The sequence below is a fragment of the Nautilia abyssi genome, from assembly GCF_055388085.1.
The window spans coordinates 1,116,448-1,134,561 of sequence record NZ_AP042376.1 but is presented as its reverse complement, the minus strand read 5'-3'; the positions used below and the strand labels follow the sequence as shown (position 1 = coordinate 1,134,561).

Annotated in this window: 13 protein-coding genes and 2 CRISPR repeat arrays (1 of these 15 only partly in view); of the genes, 10 read left to right on the top strand and 3 right to left on the bottom strand. The window is 31.5% G+C overall.

Annotated elements, in window-relative coordinates:
* A CRISPR array of direct repeats spans nt 1-266; the repeat unit is 37 nt; unit sequence ATTTACCTATTACTCGGAAAGAGAGTGATTTCGAGAC; it reaches 309 nt to the left of the window's first position.
* A gap of 389 nt (nt 267-655) precedes the next feature.
* The 9 genes from ACZ5EP_RS05790 (at nt 656) to ACZ5EP_RS05750 (ending at nt 12,211) form a co-directional block, all read left to right on the top strand.
* Nucleotides 656-1,792, top strand: coding sequence for a hypothetical protein (locus tag ACZ5EP_RS05790; protein WP_464508347.1), 1,137 nt, complete (start codon nt 656-658; stop codon nt 1,790-1,792).
* Nucleotides 1,789-3,291, top strand: a complete 1,503-nt coding sequence (locus ACZ5EP_RS05785; RefSeq protein ID WP_464508346.1) for a Cas10/Cmr2 second palm domain-containing protein — start codon at nt 1,789-1,791, stop codon at nt 3,289-3,291. The genes ACZ5EP_RS05790 and ACZ5EP_RS05785 overlap by 4 nt, the downstream gene beginning before the upstream one ends.
* Nucleotides 3,288-4,298: a type III-B CRISPR module-associated Cmr3 family protein gene (locus ACZ5EP_RS05780; protein ID WP_464508345.1), complete on the top strand. Its 1,011-nt coding sequence runs from the start codon at nt 3,288-3,290 to the stop codon at nt 4,296-4,298. The genes ACZ5EP_RS05785 and ACZ5EP_RS05780 overlap by 4 nt, the downstream gene beginning before the upstream one ends.
* 1 nt (nt 4,299) lies before the next feature.
* The gene (cmr4, locus tag ACZ5EP_RS05775; protein ID WP_464508344.1) at nt 4,300-5,118 is read left to right on the top strand and encodes a type III-B CRISPR module RAMP protein Cmr4; all 819 of its coding nucleotides are present in this window, start codon (nt 4,300-4,302) and stop codon (nt 5,116-5,118) included.
* Nucleotides 5,115-5,462: a type III-B CRISPR module-associated protein Cmr5 gene (locus ACZ5EP_RS05770; protein ID WP_464508343.1), complete on the top strand. Its 348-nt coding sequence runs from the start codon at nt 5,115-5,117 to the stop codon at nt 5,460-5,462. The genes cmr4 and ACZ5EP_RS05770 overlap by 4 nt, the downstream gene beginning before the upstream one ends.
* Nucleotides 5,463-5,464: 2 nt before the next feature.
* Complete coding sequence (gene cmr6, locus ACZ5EP_RS05765) at nt 5,465-6,529, top strand: type III-B CRISPR module RAMP protein Cmr6 (RefSeq protein ID WP_464508341.1); 1,065 nt, start codon at nt 5,465-5,467, stop codon at nt 6,527-6,529.
* Nucleotides 6,526-8,724, top strand: coding sequence for a CorA family divalent cation transporter (locus tag ACZ5EP_RS05760; protein WP_464508340.1), 2,199 nt, complete (start codon nt 6,526-6,528; stop codon nt 8,722-8,724). The genes cmr6 and ACZ5EP_RS05760 overlap by 4 nt, the downstream gene beginning before the upstream one ends.
* A gap of 402 nt (nt 8,725-9,126) precedes the next feature.
* Nucleotides 9,127-10,005: a CRISPR direct-repeat array (repeat unit 37 nt; unit sequence ATTTACCTATTACTCGGAAAGAGAGTGATTTCGAGAC).
* Between the two features lie 190 nt (nt 10,006-10,195).
* Nucleotides 10,196-10,744: a hypothetical protein gene (locus tag ACZ5EP_RS05755; protein ID WP_464508339.1), complete on the top strand. Its 549-nt coding sequence runs from the start codon at nt 10,196-10,198 to the stop codon at nt 10,742-10,744.
* A 282-nt stretch (nt 10,745-11,026) separates the two neighbouring features.
* Entirely contained in the window at nt 11,027-12,211 is a 1,185-nt protein-coding gene (locus ACZ5EP_RS05750) for a hypothetical protein (RefSeq protein WP_464508337.1), read from the top strand.
* Here the strand turns inward: ACZ5EP_RS05750 and polA are convergent, their stop codons facing one another.
* A complete protein-coding gene (gene polA / locus ACZ5EP_RS05745) occupies nt 12,212-14,830 on the bottom strand; it encodes a DNA polymerase I (RefSeq protein ID WP_464508336.1) in 2,619 nt (872 codons plus the stop codon). It lies immediately after the preceding gene.
* 51 nt (nt 14,831-14,881) lie between these two features.
* Here polA and ACZ5EP_RS05740 point away from each other — a divergent pair, with 51 nt between their 5' ends.
* On the top strand, nt 14,882-17,026 hold the full coding sequence (locus ACZ5EP_RS05740) for a WD40 repeat domain-containing protein (protein WP_464508335.1): 2,145 nt from the start codon (nt 14,882-14,884) through the stop codon (nt 17,024-17,026).
* 5 nt (nt 17,027-17,031) lie between these two features.
* On the opposite strand, the gene ACZ5EP_RS05735 is transcribed toward ACZ5EP_RS05740, so the two are convergent.
* The gene (locus ACZ5EP_RS05735) at nt 17,032-17,493 is read right to left on the bottom strand and encodes a glycosyltransferase family protein (RefSeq protein ID WP_464508334.1); all 462 of its coding nucleotides are present in this window, start codon (nt 17,491-17,493) and stop codon (nt 17,032-17,034) included.
* Nucleotides 17,494-17,585: 92 nt separating this feature from the next.
* Nucleotides 17,586-18,071: a cyclic pyranopterin monophosphate synthase MoaC gene (gene moaC / locus ACZ5EP_RS05730; protein WP_127679475.1), complete on the bottom strand. Its 486-nt coding sequence runs from the start codon at nt 18,069-18,071 to the stop codon at nt 17,586-17,588.
* Nucleotides 18,072-18,114: the final 43 nt, after the last annotated feature.

Genomic DNA, 18,114 nt, shown 5'->3' with positions numbered 1-18,114 from the left:
CTATTACTCGGAAAGAGAGTGATTTCGAGACTTGTGTAATTTGTCTTCATAGACAGTTACGCTTACACATTTACCTATTACTCGGAAAGAGAGTGATTTCGAGACGAGAACCAAATACTAACTAACTGTGTTTCATCATCGTTAAAATTTACCTATTACTCGGAAAGAGAGTGATTTCGAGACATTATCATTAAAGTTGTTGCATATACTAATACTCCGAAATACTCAAATTTACCTATTACTCGGAAAGAGAGTGATTTCGAGACGATTTAAAGCAAACGCTGCTACACACACCATCATTGAATTTACCTATTACTCGGAAACATAGTTTTATTTTTTCTTTCCAATTAAAAATTTACTTATTATTTGGAAGAAAAATTTCTTTTTCCTCCATTTTAAATTAATAGTGACAGACACTAACGTAAAAATAAAATTTTAAACGACATTCGTTGTCTATATTTGTGTATATAATTTAATAGACAGAAATGTAATAAGTAAGTAAAATAAGTATTAAAAATGTAATATTTGTTTTGTTTAGTTTGTTAGCAGAAAAAATTAACTAAAAATTATAAAATTTTATAAAAATATATAAATATCGAATTAGTATTCAAAAAATCTTTTGTTACAATTTTTTATATTGGAGAAAAGGATTAGAATGAATAAAAATAGATACGTCATTAAATTAATAGGACATACTCCTATTATTCATTTTGAAAAGAATATTTCTGCGCCTGCTTTAAGACCTACGGAACTAAAAAGCAAACTGGATAAGTTTTTATTAGGAAAAGGATATAAAAATCTCTCAGTTAAGACACCTGATGGAAAAAAAGAGTATTTTGATTATAAAATTAAAATCAAAAATATAAATATAGACCATTCCAAAAGCAGACCGATAAACAAAGATAATAAACTGCCTTTTTTCTTTGGGAATATGGGGGATGATTATAAAAACGGCGATAAAAGGCTTGTGTTTGTAAAAGAAGCTGAAATTGAGTTTTTCAGTTTTAATCCTGAAATCATAAAAGCTATAAAAGATAATTTCAAGCTGTTTTTAAGCGTTACTAATTTTGGTACACGGCAAAATAAAGGATACGGCTCTTTTTCTCTTGATAAAGTTGTGGTTTATCCGAATACTTACAAAATAATAATAAATAAAAATAATTATAATGATGTTATGAAATATATGGAAATTTTTTATAAATTTATAAGAAGCGGAATAAATTTATCTCAAAGAAAAAGCTCGCCTTTTTATATCAAGCCGGCAATATGGAAATATTTTATTGATAAAAACATTGTGTGGGAAAAAAAAGCTATAAAAAAAAGATGTTTTTCAAATAAACTTAAAGAACAGGCTATAGAGCACAATAATGACGAAATTTTAACCAAGGACGGGGAAGAAAGGATTGTAAGAGATGTTTTAGGGCTTTCTACTTCACAGGATTGGAGAAGTTACAGGGTAAAAGTTGAAAAAGAAAATCCTCATATAAAAAGATTCAAATCACCTCTTTTTTTTAAATATATAAAAAATTCGAACGGTTATACTGTTTATATCTCCGAAGAAAAAAGAGCGGAAGAAAAACTTGAAAGTTTTTTAAATAAACCTTTTAGAATAAAAGCCGGAAGATGTTCTTTTGATTTGAATGTGGTTGAGAAGTTTGATGTAAACGATTTTTTAAACTGGCTGTATAAAAATAAAAATACGATAGTCGATGAACTCTCTAACGGGGTTGAATCGAATGAATACAGAATTTTAAAAAGAGTTTTAAATGATATGAAAAAGGTGGGGAAATGATTTACGGAGTAACTGTAGGGCCTATTGTTGAGACACTGTCAAGAGGTAAGAAAACGGCGGAAATCTGGGCGGCGAGTTATATTTTCAGTTATTTAATGAAAAATATAGCCAAAAGTCTTTATGAAAAAAACGCAAAATTCATCATTCCTTATGTGGATGGAAATTTTGAAGAAAAAGACGGCGGAATCGGAATGTATCATGACAGACTGATATTTGAAGGGGATATGTCAATTGATGAAGTTGAAAAGATAATAGAAAAAGAAAAAGAAAACCTCGGCGGATTAATCGCAAAAGCCGTAAAAGATGATGAGCAAAAAGTAAAAGAATATATTAAAAAATATATAAAAACATACATTGCCGCAAAAGAAGAAAGCGATTATTCTATAATAGAAATGTATGAAATACTTGATAATCTCGAATACAATGAAGAAGTTTATGATTATGAAAACTATATTGACAGATTTTTGATTAGAGAAAATATTATAAGCTCATCTTTGGTTAAAAAGACAGGTAAAAAAGGATTTCACTCTATTCCTGAAATAGCTTCTGCGGCAGGCGGAAAAAACTACGGATATATGGAAGATGACAGTGATTATTATAAAAAACTTGATAATGAACTCGGAGAGGATTTTAAGCAGGTTTATAAATATATCGCAATTGTTCACGCTGACGGGGATAATCTCGGAAAGGTGGTCAAGAATTTAAAACTGGACGGTGAAAAAAAATATGAAAATGAAGTATCAAAAGCTCTTTTTAATTTCGGAAAAAAATCTAAAGACGTTTTGGATAAATACGGATGCGATACTATTTTTATAGGAGGGGATGATTTACTGTTTTTTGCTCCTGTTATTATGAAAGTGGATGATAAAGATAAAACAATTTTTGATTTACTGGATGAATTAAAAGATATTTATGAAAAAGAATTTGAGTTTTATAATAAAAATGTTAGTAAAGGTGATAAAACTACATTAAGTTTCGGAATAAGTATAAATTATTACAAATTCCCTCTCAATGAAGCACTGAATCTATCAAGAAATGCTCTTTTTGGAAAAGCAAAAGAGATAAAAAACGCTGTAAATATAACAATGAGAAAACACAGCGGCCAGACGTTTGACTTGAGGGTAAGATTTGATGATGAAAGATATAAAGTTTTTAAAAATCTCTTAAAAGATGTTTTGTTTGATAAATCTGACGTTCCTTTTTCAGTTCATTATAAGTTAAATGAGCTAAAAGAACTGATCAATTTAATAGACAGTTATGATGCGTTTTTTGAGAATTATTTTAATGAAAATATTCACAAAGAAAAATTTAAAAAAGGGCTTGAAGAAATTAAAAAGTTAATCGAACTGACAGATAAAGAGGAAAAAAAGATAATTGAAAAACTTCAAAAAGAAAAAAAAGAAGGAAAAAAAGTTTCAGAAGAAGAGCTTAAGCCTGATAAACTGAAGTTTGTTTTTCCGGCAGTTAGTGTTATAAAACTTTTAAAAGGCAGAAAATGAAATATTTAATAAGATTAAAACCTCTTGGGGAATTTTTCTTTGGAAGTGAGCAGAGTTTCAGCAGGGATGATTTGAGAAAAGATAATCAAGATTCAAACGGCAAAGCTTCTTTTTTTGCCAAAAGTTTTATGTTCCCTCAGCCTCATTCAATTTTCGGGATGTTAAGAGCGGAGATTTTGCGTAAGACAGGCAAAATGAAACTTCATATAAACGGAGAGTGGGTAGGACTTCCTAAAAGAAAGGAAAAAGACTCGAAAGAGTGGCTTGAAGTCGTAAGGCTTGTCGGAAGTGAGGCATTTGATTTTTCAAAAAAAATAAACAGCGGTATTATAAAAGGTATCAGTGAATGTTTTATTTTAAATGGTGATGAAGCTTTTTATAAAGCTCCAAATGATAATGATTTAGAGCCTAAAAAAACTGATATTGAAGTCAGTTTTAACGGTAGAAAAAGAAAATTTATTGATTTTGGAATAAATCCAAAAAAGTTTGAAAATGATAAATTTATTTCAAATAAGGACACTTTAAGTGTAAGTGATATTTTTGAAAAAGTGGTAAGTGTCGGGATTAAGAAAAACTCTGAAGAAGAAGGGTTTTTTCAGCGTGAAGCATATAAATTAAAAGAGGGGTTTGAGTTTGGATTTTTTGTCGAGCTGGAGGAAGAGATTAATTTGGAAGATATTGTAAAGATTGGAGGAGATAGGAGTTATTTTAAATTAACTCAGGAAATAAAAGAACTAAAAATGCCTGAATTTGAGAAAAAAGAGGGCTTTGAGAGATTCGTTTTGACGAGTGACGGGTATGTAGATAGTGAGATAGAAGAGTATTGTGATTATATCTTCGGTGAAAATGAAATTTTTCGTGGGGTAAGAAGAGGTAAGGAAAAAACTAAAAGAACAAGGATACTAAGGAGAGGAAGTGTGCTTTACGTAAATGATATGCAAAAAGTAGAAAAATTACTTAAAAATCATTTATATAAATTCGGATACAATAAATATAAAAGGAGCTAGGATGTTATATGATAATAAAATTTATAAAATACAAAATATTACAAATTTACACGTTGGAAGCGGGGATACTAATTTTGGAATAGTTGATAATCTTGTTCAAAGGGATGTATTGACAAATTACCCTGTAATTCATTCTTCATCGTTAAAAGGTGCAATAAGAGAATTTTTTGAGTTTTATAAAAACGATGATGAATTTATCAGACATATTTTCGGAGATGAGGATAAAAATCAGGGGAATGTTGTCTTTACCGAAGCCAATCTGCTTGGTATGCCTTTTAGAAGCAAGGATTATCCTTATGTTTTTTGTATGTCAGATGAGAGTATAAAAACGCTTGTGGATAAAATGGAGAGTTTAAACATTGATAATGAATTCTCATCAAAATTGAAAAAATATACCAATCTTAAAGAAGTTAAATCAAATGTAAATACAGTAATTGAAGATACAGAAGTAAAGAAAAACGATGATTTAAAAGATTTGGTTGAATTTACAGGTGAAGAGAATATCGCAGTTTTTCCACACGGTGAATTTAGAAAACTTTTGGAAGATTTACCTGTAGTTGCGAGAAACCAGTTGGAAAACGGAAAAAGCGTAAACCTTTTTTATGAAGAGTTCGTCCCAAGAAGAAGCCAGTTTTTTACAATTATTTCATTTCCAAAACTTGATAGGGTGAGTAAAAATAAAAAATTTAATGACAAAGAGAAAATAAGCAAATTCTATGAAGAATTCCAAAATATGCTGACATCAGAAACCGACCTTGTTCAAATAGGGGCAAATGCGACAATAGGGTATGGTTTATGTAAATTTAAGGAAGTAAGATGAGAGTAAAAGATAAATATATAAAAAGGGCGCTTGAAGCGGTTAGGGCAGCAGAACTTTATAATGAAAACAAAAACTGCGTACCGAAAGAATACAACGGATATATCTCTTCGTTCGGGGCTTCTATAAGACAGGCGGGACTTTTACCGACAATTTTATTTTTTGAAAATACAGAAGCATCAAGCGCACAGGACAGAAGCAAAATTTTAAGAGCGATTGAATATATTTTGGAACTTAATCCTAATTCGTTAAAAGATTATCTTGATAAAGCAAAAATTGAAGAAGCCGCTGTTGCCTTAAAACTTGCTCTTAGAACTTATAAACTCGATAAAAACTGCGGAGATTAAAAATGGGCGGAAATTTAGGCTGGAAATTTTATAAAGGGCTTTATCGTAATTTGTCTGTTGATGATCCACAAATTGATAAAGAGATACTTAAAAGTCTGGAAAGTAAGTTTTTTTCATCAAATGAGACGTTGTCCAATGATTTTATAGCACCTTATGGATTTAAAATAAAAGTCGCATATCCAGGGCTTTTAATAGGAATTGGTTATTCACACGGTATTCCAAACAGTGACGATGATATAAAAAACGGCTTTTATTTTGATTTTACGTCCGGTTATCCTGTGATTCCCGGCAGCAGTATAAAAGGTGTTATCAGAAGTTTTTTTCCGGATTACGAAAAAAAAGACAGGTATAAAAAAGAAAAAGAAGAATTTATTAAAAACCTGATTAAAGAGCTTTTTAATAAAGATGTGGATGTAAAAAGACTTTTTTATGAAATATTTGAAGGTATGGCGGAAAATGAACCTATAAATATTTATAAGAGAGATAAATTTCTTGACGCAAATATTGCAAATGCTCCGGGTAAAATAATGACTTTAGATTATATTACCCCTCATGAAGAGTTTGATGATCCAACGCCTATAAGAATGTTAAAAGTAAAACCAGAAGTTGAGTTTAGTTTTAATTTTATTTTACATGATGGAATATTGAGTGCTAAAGAAAAAGAAGAGTTGTTTTTTAATATTTTAAAATTTTCCGGTCTCGGTGCTAAAACAAACTCCGGATACGGGCATATTAGTGATGATAAGTTAAGGGATTCTTCGGATGAAAGAAAAGAAAGAATAAAAGCAATAAAAAAGAAAAAAGAAGACGAGATAAAAAAACAAAAACAAAAAGAAAAACTAAAAAACCTTCCGCTTGAAGAGAGAATTTTTAATGAATATAAAAACAATTTACCTGAGCTTATAGCAAATATTGAAAATATAACCAAGAAGGAAAACGCAGATATTGTAAAACTTGCTAAACTTATAAAAGCCGAACTTCAGAAAATTCCGGCAAACTGGGAAAAGGCAAAACAGAAAAAACTTAAAAGAAAACAAAAAATTCAAAAAATTTTGGGTGAGATATGAAAAGAATTTTTTTTCTCGGCGGATACGATTTGGAAATGTACGCTATAAAGAGGCTTTTAAAAAAATATAATGAAAAATTTGTGGATAAAAAACTTAAATGGGGGGTAAAAACATCTGATATTTTGGATGAGCTCAAAAAATATAAGGATTTTGACAAAATTTATCTGATAGAATATGACGACGATGCGAGTGTTTTGAAATGGGAAAACGTAGAACATATCGACCATCACAATGAAAATTCAGACAAACCTTCATCCATTGAGCAGATAGCGCAGATTTTAGGCCATAAACTAAGCCGCTTTGAAAAAGCTGTGGCGCTTAATGACAAAGGTTATATTCCGGCACTTAAAAATGCGTGTTTTAACGAAAGTGATATCAGAAGAATAAGAAAGCTTGATAAAATCTGTCAGGGAGTGAGTGAAGAAGAAAAAAAAGCGGCAGAAGAAGTTAAGCTAAAAAAGATTAACTATTTTCCTTTTTCACACTTTTCACCACTTGCCGACAGGCTGTATTTCAGCGGAATTGAAAAATTTGTAATTTATAATGACAACCTTACAATGTTTTACGGGTATCCTGTTGAACGGTTAAAAGAAATATTCAAAGACAAAAAAACTTTCCATGGCGGCGGGACACAGGGATATTTTGGAGTTGAGGAGAAGTTAAGCGAAGATGAAATAAAAGAAACTATAAAAAAAATAAAAAAAGACAAGGAAATAAGCACACATATTTTTATTTTGCCTTTTTTTATTGAAGGTAACGATGAAGAAAAAGCAAAAAATGATTTTATAGAACAGCTTGAAAAAAGAGGATTTGAGAAGAAAAATTTTAAAGTAAAAAATCCTCAAAGTTACAATGAATATGTCTATTTTCATTCATATACAAAAAAAGTTCTGTTTAAGAGCGATTATCTTGAATTAAATCTTCCAGAAAATTCAAAATATATTATAAAACTAAAAAACGGTGATATATATGAACTTGATATTGAAGATATTGCTGTGAGAATTTTTGAAAACAATATCGTGATGCTTTCATTTCATTTAAACAATTATAACTATTCTCATCCAAAAGATAGTTTAAAAATAAACGATTTTGGAAGAAGGCTTTTCCCTCAGTTTATCAGAGAAGATGACATCTTAGCAGCTAAAGATTCTTTTTTGCCAAACTGTATTGAATTAAAACTGGGTGAGAGGGTAATAAGAGAAGATTTTTGTAAATTTACTGAAGATTTTAATATTAAAGACAATAAAAACCTTTTAATTCCAAAATTTGTAAGTGAGCTTGTGGGAGAAAAAATTGAATATATTTTGGATGACAGGATGTTTGTAGTTAGTTTTTATATAGCACCAAACTGGTTTATTAATGACTTAAAAAAAGATTATATAAAGAATGACTGGTGGTTTGAGTATGTATTTGTGGACGGAAACGGAAAGACATGCCAAGATGATGAGTTTTGTTCTGAGATTATAAAAAAAGCCACTTATCCGAGGTGGAGAAATTACGGAACTTTATGGGGGGTTAGCAGATATTCTTTGGTGGGTGTGGCAAATGAGGAAGGAAGATTTTTGATGGACCATGCCAAAACGATGTATTTTCAGATGGCGTCACTTGTGCTTTTATACAGAAGTATGATTTTAAAACTTTCTGATGAAGTAAAAAAATTAATAGATTTATTAGATAAAAAAGATGAAAATATAGATATTTCCAAAATAAGAGAAATTAGTAAAAAAATATATAAGGATTATTTGGAATTTTTAAACGGGATTTTCTTCAGGGAAATTACAGCTCAGGAGCAGGGTATTGAGATGTATAAGATGCTTCTCATGGCCTCTGATATTGATGAACTTATTCAAAGTTTTGACCGTGAAATGGAAGAACTTGATAGTTTTGTAGATATATTGGAAGAAAAAGAAAGAAACGAAAATCTTGAATTTTTATCAATTTTAGGGGCAATATTTTTACCTGCTGGTCTTATTGTAGGTATTTTAGGTATGAATAATTTAGGTAAATTGAATTATAATATATCGACAGTCGCAGTCATTTTTAGTCTTATTGGAGGAATATTTTTGATTGATTTCAAAAAGATTAGAAATTATTTTGAAAACATGTCAGATGATAGGAAAATTTATTTAACAATAGGATTTATTATATTATTTGGAATTATTATTTCTATTTTAGTTTATGGAAATAATAAATAAATTGATTTTCCGACTTTTTAAGCCCTGAAAAGCCCGAGAACGGTAAAAACGGCTTGAAAAAAGTCGGCAAATCGACTAAAATATATTTTAAAGAGATTCGATTTTCCGATTTTTGAAAATTCGTTGTTTTAAAAGACCCGATAATAGGCTGTTAGTAACAGATAAAAAAACAAAAAGTCGGCAAATTGCCAAAAAACAAAAAAATATTATTCGATTTTCCAAATTTTTGGATTAAAGAAAGTTCCACAGATAGGATACTTTAAGCAAACTATAAGCAAAACGTTGAAGTTGAGAGGTGTAAAAAAGTTTAGATTTTCCGATTTTTTTAGAGTGATCGGTAAATTGGTGGAAAAGGGTAGTTAAACAAAAATATGCTAAAATTAAGTTTCCGAAATATAGGCTATTTACCTATTACTCGGAAAGAGAGTGATTTCGAGACTTATAATTTTTTAATCCTGCTACATTGTTGTTAAATTTACCTATTACTCGGAAAGAGAGTGATTTCGAGACCTTTCTGTTTTCCGTATTTTTCGTGAAAAACCTCTTCATATTCTAATTTACCTATTACTCGGAAAGAGAGTGATTTCGAGACAAAACAAACGGCTCTCCGTTTACATATACGGCATAGTGCATTTACCTATTACTCGGAAAGAGAGTGATTTCGAGACCTCGTCGTGAGATAAGAATATTGCAAAATCGTCTTTTTCGTAAATTTACCTATTACTCGGAAAGAGAGTGATTTCGAGACGGCTTTAACCCACCTTTTAACAGTTTGCATATCTCTGAATGATTTACCTATTACTCGGAAAGAGAGTGATTTCGAGACTTTACCTATTGAATAGCCGCCTGTGTATATATGAATTTCTTATTTACCTATTACTCGGAAAGAGAGTGATTTCGAGACTTTTTTCTGTTTCTTTACTTAACGGATCAAGTTTATTTATTTACCTATTACTCGGAAAGAAAGTGATTTCGAGACGATAATGGTTTGTATAGTTTTCAAGTAGATTTTTTTCCAATTTACCTATTACTCGGAAAGAGAGTGATTTCGAGACCTTCTGGAAAACCAAACAATCCGTCCCACGAAGATTTAACAGATTTACCTATTACTCGGAAAGAGAGTGATTTCGAGACAAGACAAAATACATTTGTCCTTTTTCGTCAACTTGAATTTACCTATTACTCGGAAAGAGAGTGATTTCGAGACTTATTACCATCATTATTAGTGTTAGCATCAATTATAAATTTACCTATTACTCGGAAAGAGAGTGATTTCTAGATTAGTCCAAACACCTTTTAAAGTGTTTTTTACTGCTATATAGATTTACCTATTACTCGGAAAAAAATTCTTCCAATCAAGCTTTATATTGACAGACACTAAAAGAAAAGAAATAAAAAATATAAAACGTCATTTTTTGACAAAATGAGAGTATATACTTTCACTGTACAAATTAAAACTTAAGGAGAAAGTATGAAAAAGATAAACAAATTATTAGCAGGTTTAGTATTAGGTGGGGTTATTGCAACAGGTGCGAATGCTTATGGGATAATTCATCCTACTTTTAAAAAAGGGGCGACATTTGGAGTTCAGGTAAAATCCGTTAATTTTGACGATAAACTTCAAATAGACGAATCACCGGCATATGGTCTGTACTACGGATTTAACTGGGATTTAGGCAAACCTTATGCATGGGGCGTAAAGATAAATTTTGAACTTGATTTTGCGAATATGAAAACTTCTGACGGAGACAGTTTTACATATTCTGATTATTATGCAACGATTGCACCGACTTATACTTTTGCTTTACCAAAAGGAAATATAAGAGTTTATGCAGGAGGAAAATTCGGATTTGTCGGATTGGAAAACGATTCAGACCCTGCTTACGGTGCAGTTGGAGGTGTGGAATATAATTATAAAGCGCTAAATGTAGGTGTGTCTTATATGACGGGAACACTTACTACAAATGCGGGAGATTTTGATATAAGTGAAGTTACGGGTTATATAGGATATAACTTTTAAAACCTTCGCTTATTTTGCGAAGGCTTTGATGTAGTTGATTACCATTGCAAATGTGAACAGCCAGAATCCGCAAACCATTACTACGTCAATACATGTATGATATTCAGGTAATTGGCACATTTTCTCTCCTTTTTTTCTTTATTATAACAATTTTAACAAAATATATGAATATTTGTTCAAATATAAGATAATTTTATAGAAATGTATTTAATAAACCATTAACTGTATGTTAATATTGACTTAATATTTAATAAGAGCTATAATTAAAAAAAAGGCTCTGCCATGAAAACTATCGGCAAATTATTTATCTGTTTATCAATCGGAAGTTTGGGTTTGTCTGCTTTTAATCTGCCTCAAAGTATAGATAATTATGCAAATGTTTCATCTCCAAAGACAAAGGGCGTTAAAAGGGTAGAATATAAAAATTATAAATTCGGCGATGTGATAAAAAGTAAAGAAGTTTTATATCTTCCTTTTGTTCTAAAAGATGCGAATGCCACATTTACCGCTGATTTCGGTAGAAACGATAATGTTTTGTTTTTAGGTGAAAATTATCCGGAATTAGTAAAAAACTACAAAATAAGAAAAGAAAAACTGCTGATTTATAATCTCTTTAAAAATTATCAGCTGTTTGCTGAAAACAGTTATATCTCAGTGAACGGTTTAAAATATATTAGCAATAAATGGCTGGCAGTGATATCTAAAGACGGTTCTTTTTATAATCTGCGTTTTGTTAACATTCAAAATCTATACAAACCGGAATTTAAAAACATTGTGAAAATAAGAAAGGTGGAATGTGCTTTAAGCGATAACGGAGTCGGTTATTTTTTTACTTATAATGTAATTAACGTTTTTAAAGACAATAAATTATATTACAAAAAAACGTTAAAAGGATATTCTGCTTCTAAATGCGAAGCTAAAATCAGTAGAAATAAAAAATATTTTTATGTTTTAACGCCTCAAAAATTCTATGTAATAGATAAAAAGTATCCAAATCATGAAAAAGTAACGGGAAGCTTGCCTTTAGGAGCGGCTTTAAGTATGTTAGTAGATGAAAACAGAAAAAGGGTTTATATTTCTGCAAAAGACATGTTTTATAACGTGGATATATCTGACCCTTCCGAACCAGATATTTCTTACGGGCTTGAATTTAAAGACAAAAGACTCAAAGGTACGGATTTATTAAGTTTAAGTAAAAACGGAAAATATTTTTATGCTTTGGATAAAAATAAAAAAATTCTTTATAAAGTGAGCATAGAAAAACGGAAAATCATACAGACTAAAAAACTATTTGATAAAAAAATAAAAAAAGGAATTAACAGTTATTCAGAAGGTGAAATTGTTTATTTTAAAGTTTTTAATAAAAAACCGGAAGTGCTGTTTATAATAAAAAGAGATGTGAAATCTTTAAGTTTAAAAGGAAAAAACGGGAAAGTGTATGAAATAGATGAGGTGACGCTGCCTTGATTATTTCAGTTCTCCCCATCTTTTTCCGAAGCTGATTCCGACTTTTAGCGGAACTTCTAGTTTTAATACGTTTTGCATAATTTCTTTGTATTCGTATGCTTCATCGTGCGAGTCTATTTCGAAAATAAGTTCGTCGTGTATTTGAAGAAGCATTTTGGATGACGGGAATTTTGTTTTTATTTCAAGCATCGCTTTTTTGATTATATCGGCCGCGCTTCCTTGGAATATCGTATTGACCGCTTCTCTTTCAAAGTTTGCTATTGTTCTTGCGTTGGCGGCTGCGAAATCGAAAAATCTTCTTCTTTTAAGAAGCGTTTCAACATATCCTTTTTCCCTTGCCTCGGTTTTGGTGTTTTCCAAAAACGTTTTAACGGTAGGGAATGAAGCAAAATACTTTTCTATGAATTCTTTAGCTTCTTTTGTGGAAACGTTTATTGTTTCACTGAGTTTTTTAGGGCCCATTCCGTATATAAGTCCGAAGTTGATTGATTTAGCCACCGGACGGTATTCTTTTGCTTTGTCTTCTCCGAATATTTTTACGGCGGTTTCAAGGTGAATGTCTTTATCCTGTAAAAAGGCGTTTATGAGATGTTCGTCTTTGCTGAAATGAGCAAGAAGTCTAAGCTCTATCTGGGAATAATCCAGACTTACGAATTCTTTTTCGGCTATAAACGCGTCGCGGATATTTATTTCCGTGGAAGTAGGAATGTTTTGAAGGTTCGGGTTTTTACTTGAAAGTCTCCCGGTGGCAGTTCCCGTCTGTAAAAAGTTGGTATATATTTTATGGTTTTCGTCTTTTTTTGCGTATTCCTGCAAAGGAATGATATATGTGCTTAAAAGTTTGTCCAGTTTTCTGTATTCGAGGAGTTTTTCCATAATAGGATGGGCGTGTTTAAGGGAATTTAGCACTTTTTCATCGGTTGAATAGCCTGTTTTGGTTTTTTTCTTTGCAGGAAGTTTTAATACTTCAAAGAGAATATGTCCCAGCTGTTTGGGTGATTTGATGTTAAACTCGTGACCGGCTAGGGCGTATATTTCTTCTGTGAGGTTTTTTAGTTTTTCGGTGATTTCTATTTGGAGTTTATGCATATATTCAATATCGAGTTTAATACCCTGCGATTCTATATCTATTAAAAGATTTACAAAAGGCATTTCTATATTTTCGAAATCCCATTTTACTTCTTCCCACAGTTTGTCTTTTAGGGTTTTATACAGTTTAAGTGAAATTATTGCGTCTTCAGCCGCGTATTTTGCGGCTTCTTTAATGTCCACTTCCGAGAAATTTTTTCGTTTTCCTATTATTTCTTTGAATTTTATATTTGTATGGTCAAGATATCTTTTTGCCGCGCTGTCGAGTCCTACCGGAGAATCCGGGTCTAAAATCCAGGCCATTATCATCGTATCGGCAAACGGAACCGGAATATCTAATCCGTATTTTTTAAGCATTTTGAAATCAAATTTCAGATTGTGTCCTATTACCTTTTTATTTAGTATTTTTTGTATGGCTTCAAGTGCTTTGTTTTGCGGTATCTGATCCGTAACTCCCAAATAGAAGTGGTTTATAGGTACATAATAAGCTTTTGATTCTTCAAAAGCGAAGCTGAAGCCTACGATATTAGGATTTTCCAGACCGTCGGTTTCAGTATCGAAAGCTACGATTCTGTCTCCTATTTTATCGATAATTTCAAAAAGCTCTTTTTCGTTTTCTATAAGTATTGCGTCGAACTTTACCTGATTGTCGGGCATTTTGGTTTTTACGTAAAGGCCTTCTTTTTTGACTCTCTCCAATATCGAGGTGATGTCTAAGTCTATAAGTCTGTCCGCTACTTTTAAAATAGGGTTTATTTCAGGATATTTGAATTCTTCAAGGTTTATACTGTCAAAAAGATCCGTTTTTAAAGTAACGAGTTTACGGCTTAAAAATGCGTTTTCTTTGTCTGCTATAAGTTTTTTTTGAAGCGCTCCTTTTATTTCGTCTATATGGTCGTAAAGATTTTCAAGTGTTTTATACTGGTTGATAAGTTTTGCGGCGGTTTTTACTCCTACTCCTTTAACTCCCGGGATATTGTCGCTGGAATCTCCGACAAGAGCCTGAAAATTTATAAAGTCTTTAGGATGGACGCCGAATTTTTCTATGCATTTTGCTTCGTTTATTTCTACTTTTTTAATAGGGTCGAATATTACTATTTTGTCATCGTCTATTAGTTGATACATGTCTTTATCATGACTTACTATTTTAACTTTAATGCCTTTGCTTGCGGCAAGTTTGGCAAGGGACGCGATGATATCGTCGCTTTCGAATCCCGGGATTTCTATCATTTTAAATCCCATTTCGTTAATTAAATCTATTGCTACCGGAAGCTGCGCCTTTAAATCTTCCGGTGCTTCAGGACGGTTGGCCTTGTAATCTTTGAATATCTCTTTTCTGAAGGTTTCTTTTTCTTTTGAATCAATAGTAAATACAATATAATCCGTTTCAAAATCTTTTCCCAAAGAAGATACGAAGTTTAAAAATCCCGTAATCATACCTGTAGGAAACCCTTTTTTGCTTTTAAGAGGAGGAAGTGCGTAAAAGTTGCGAAATAAAAATCCGAAAGTGTCGATTATAGTTAAAGTCATAAAAAAAACCTTTTTTGATAAAATGTTAACATATTTTTAAAAGGAGAATTTTTGCAGCCTGTTAAAATAATAAATATAAGAGCGGCGGTAAGTAAAATTAAATATATAGGAAATAATCAGTTATGCATTATAGACGAAAACAATACGGTTAGAATATATGATACCGCAACTTATAAGCTGTTGGACGGTTTTAAAATAAAACTTCCAAAAAACAATCCTCATGAAAACAGTGTCGATATTTCCCAAAACGGGAAGTTTTTGGCTATTGCCGTAAGAAACAAGCATAAAACAACAGTATGGTCCCTTAAAGATAAAAAACTGATATACACACTTGGCTGGCATAAAGGAGATGTGCTTAGTGTCAGTTTTGACAGGGAAGAAAAATATCTCATGACCGGTGGAGAGGACGGAAGGGCATATATATGGTCTATGATGACGGGGAAAATGGTTTCTTCTCTTCCTCCTCATGCAGATTATATTACAGCTGTGGCATTTTCAAAAAACTGTCTTTGGGGAGCTACAGGAAGCTATGATAAATCCATAACGATTACAAACATATCTTCCATGGATATAAGCTATAGGAAAAAAGCACATAAAGGAGCGGTTACCGCACTGAGGTTTATGGACAAGCAGCAGCTTGTAAGCGGTGATAAAATAGGAGAGCTTATCGTATGGAATTATGCAAAAGGCAAGGTTCAAAAGCGTCTGGCCAATATGGTTGACAGAGTGTTTGATATAGTGTTTAACGGTGATGAAAGTTTTATGTTTGTTATATCGGACAATAATAAAAAAGTATCTCTTTATTCTATGGACGACTATGAGCTTATAAGCGATGAATTTATAAAAATATTGGAACAGCCCAGTTCTTTGGAATTTATAGATGATAAAAATATACTGATAGTCGGAACTGTAGACGGAGGTGTTTATTTTTATGATCTTTTTGAAGATGAAAGAAAACTTTCTGCAATTATTGATAAAAACGAATTTGAAAAAGCATATGAACTTATATCTAAAAATCCTTTTTTAAAAAGAACAAAAACATATGAAAATCTTGAAGATAAATGGAATAAACTTCTTGTTTTGGCACAGAAAAAGTTCGAAAAAGGCGAAACGGAACTTGCAAAGCAGATACTTGCCCCGTTTTTAAAAATACCTTCAAAAAGAAGCCTGGTTCAGTCTCTTTTTAATGATTTCAGTGAATTTGAAAAATTTAAAAAAGCCGTGCTCAGTTTAAAATACCCTCTTGCATATTCGCTTGTAACGAAATACCCATATTTGAAAAACACTGTTTATTACAAAAAAATGGAGGATGATTGGAAAAAGGTATTCAAAAAAGCAAAAGAGATTATCTTTCAAAAAGGAAAAGAAGACGAAGTAAGAGAGCTTTTAAAACCTTTTAGAGGAGTTACGGAAAAAACTCCTTTAATCCAGGCTCTGTTTAACGAAAAACAGCTCTTTCATCTGCTGCATCAGAAACTTCTGAAAAAAGAATTTTCCGAATTCTTTGCTATGATTAACAGGTTTCCGTTTTTAAGTGATTCGGAAGAATACGACAAAGCTCTCAGATACGGGGAAGGCCTTATAGAAAAAGCAAGGGATCTTTTAAAAAAAGGGGAATACAAAAAAGTTATCAATATAGTGGATCTTCTTGAACAGTTTCCTATGTTTAAAGAAGAAGCTGAAGAGTTGAAACAAAAAGCAAATATTTTACTGGAATTTCACAGAATTTTAGCTACTAACGATTTGAATCTTATTGAAAAATTTGTAAAAGAACATCCGTTTTTAGAAGATGTTATCGATTATAGAAATATAGAGAAACAATGGAGGGATAAATTCCAAAAATCAGAAATTTACGCGGCAAAAGGCCAGGTTTTGGATATTTTAGAAGAATTACAAGATTATATGAGTGTAAAAGACAAAAGAAACAAAATCGGTCAGATAGTAAAAAGCGCATATCTGCAGCAGATAATATCTCTTCTTTCAAAAGCGTTAAAAGGTCAGAACGTTTCAAGGTATTTTGACAATGCAGTTAAAAACTATATAAAAATTTTCGGGTTTGATATGGAAATAAGCGATTTAATAGAAAAAGCCAAAAAACTGAAAATAAATGCAGATTTAAGCGGAATAGAAGAGGGCGATATTTCCAAGTGGCATTTATATAAACTTCCCGATAAAATATGGGAAGATCTCGGATAATGTATCTAACAGGAGAGTCTGTTTAGATCATCCAGAGTATTGATATTTACAAGTTCTTTTTTATTTATAACCGTTTTTCTTTTGTTTATATCGAATATTCTCATTTTGCCTTTCAGGTTTTCTCTTATTTTCGGAAGCATTGTATAGTCGTAATATCCTATCAGAGGATTGTCGGAAGCCACTGATTTTTTTCTTAGCAGTTTTATTATGCTTTTTTCATTTATATTCGGAGTGTCTACGCTTAAAATAAATATTTTTTTATATTTTTTTACTATTTCTTCCAAAGCCGGAAGAGGCGCGTAAATGTCTGATTTTTCTATAAAAAAAGGATAATTTCTGAATTTTTTGTATTTTGCTGCAAAATATACGTTTTTGAAGATTTTTTTGCATTTATCGTATTGAAATTTATAAAAAAGTAACGCTTTGTCGTCTTTTTCGCTTCCGAATCTGCTGGATCTGCCTCCCACGAGAATAAAGCAGGGAACATCGAAGTGAAAGGTGTAAAGTGGAGAGTGAAAAGTGTTAAATTTATTATATTTTAATTTTGCATTTTTCATTTTTAACTTTTAATTTCTTTCTCCATTCTTTTGAAAGTGCCGCTTTTCCCGCCGGATTTATATTCGAGTTTGATATCGCTTATCACCATTTCACGGTCAATTGCCTTTGCCATGTCGTAAATGGTAAGAAGACCGACGCTTACAGCTGTAAGAGCTTCCATTTCTATTCCGGTTTTTGAGGTTGTTTTAGCCGTTGCGGTTATTTTAAATCCGTCTTCGGTTTCTTCCACGTCTACGTCAACGCCGTCAATTAAAATATTATGACACATAGGAATCAGCTCGCTTGTTTTTTTGCTTCCCATAATAGCTGCTATTATTGCCGTTTGTAAAACGGCGCCTTTTTTTGTTTTTTCTTTTAAGATAGCTTCTTTTGTTTCTTTTTTCATATGAATGGTGCCGCTTGCAGTTGCTATTCTTTTTGTGATTTCTTTATCTCCGACGTCTACCATTTTAGGATTGTGTTTTTCGTTAATATGCGTTAGATCCATACCAGGCCTTTTTTTCATAATAATATCAAAAAGGAGAGAGAAA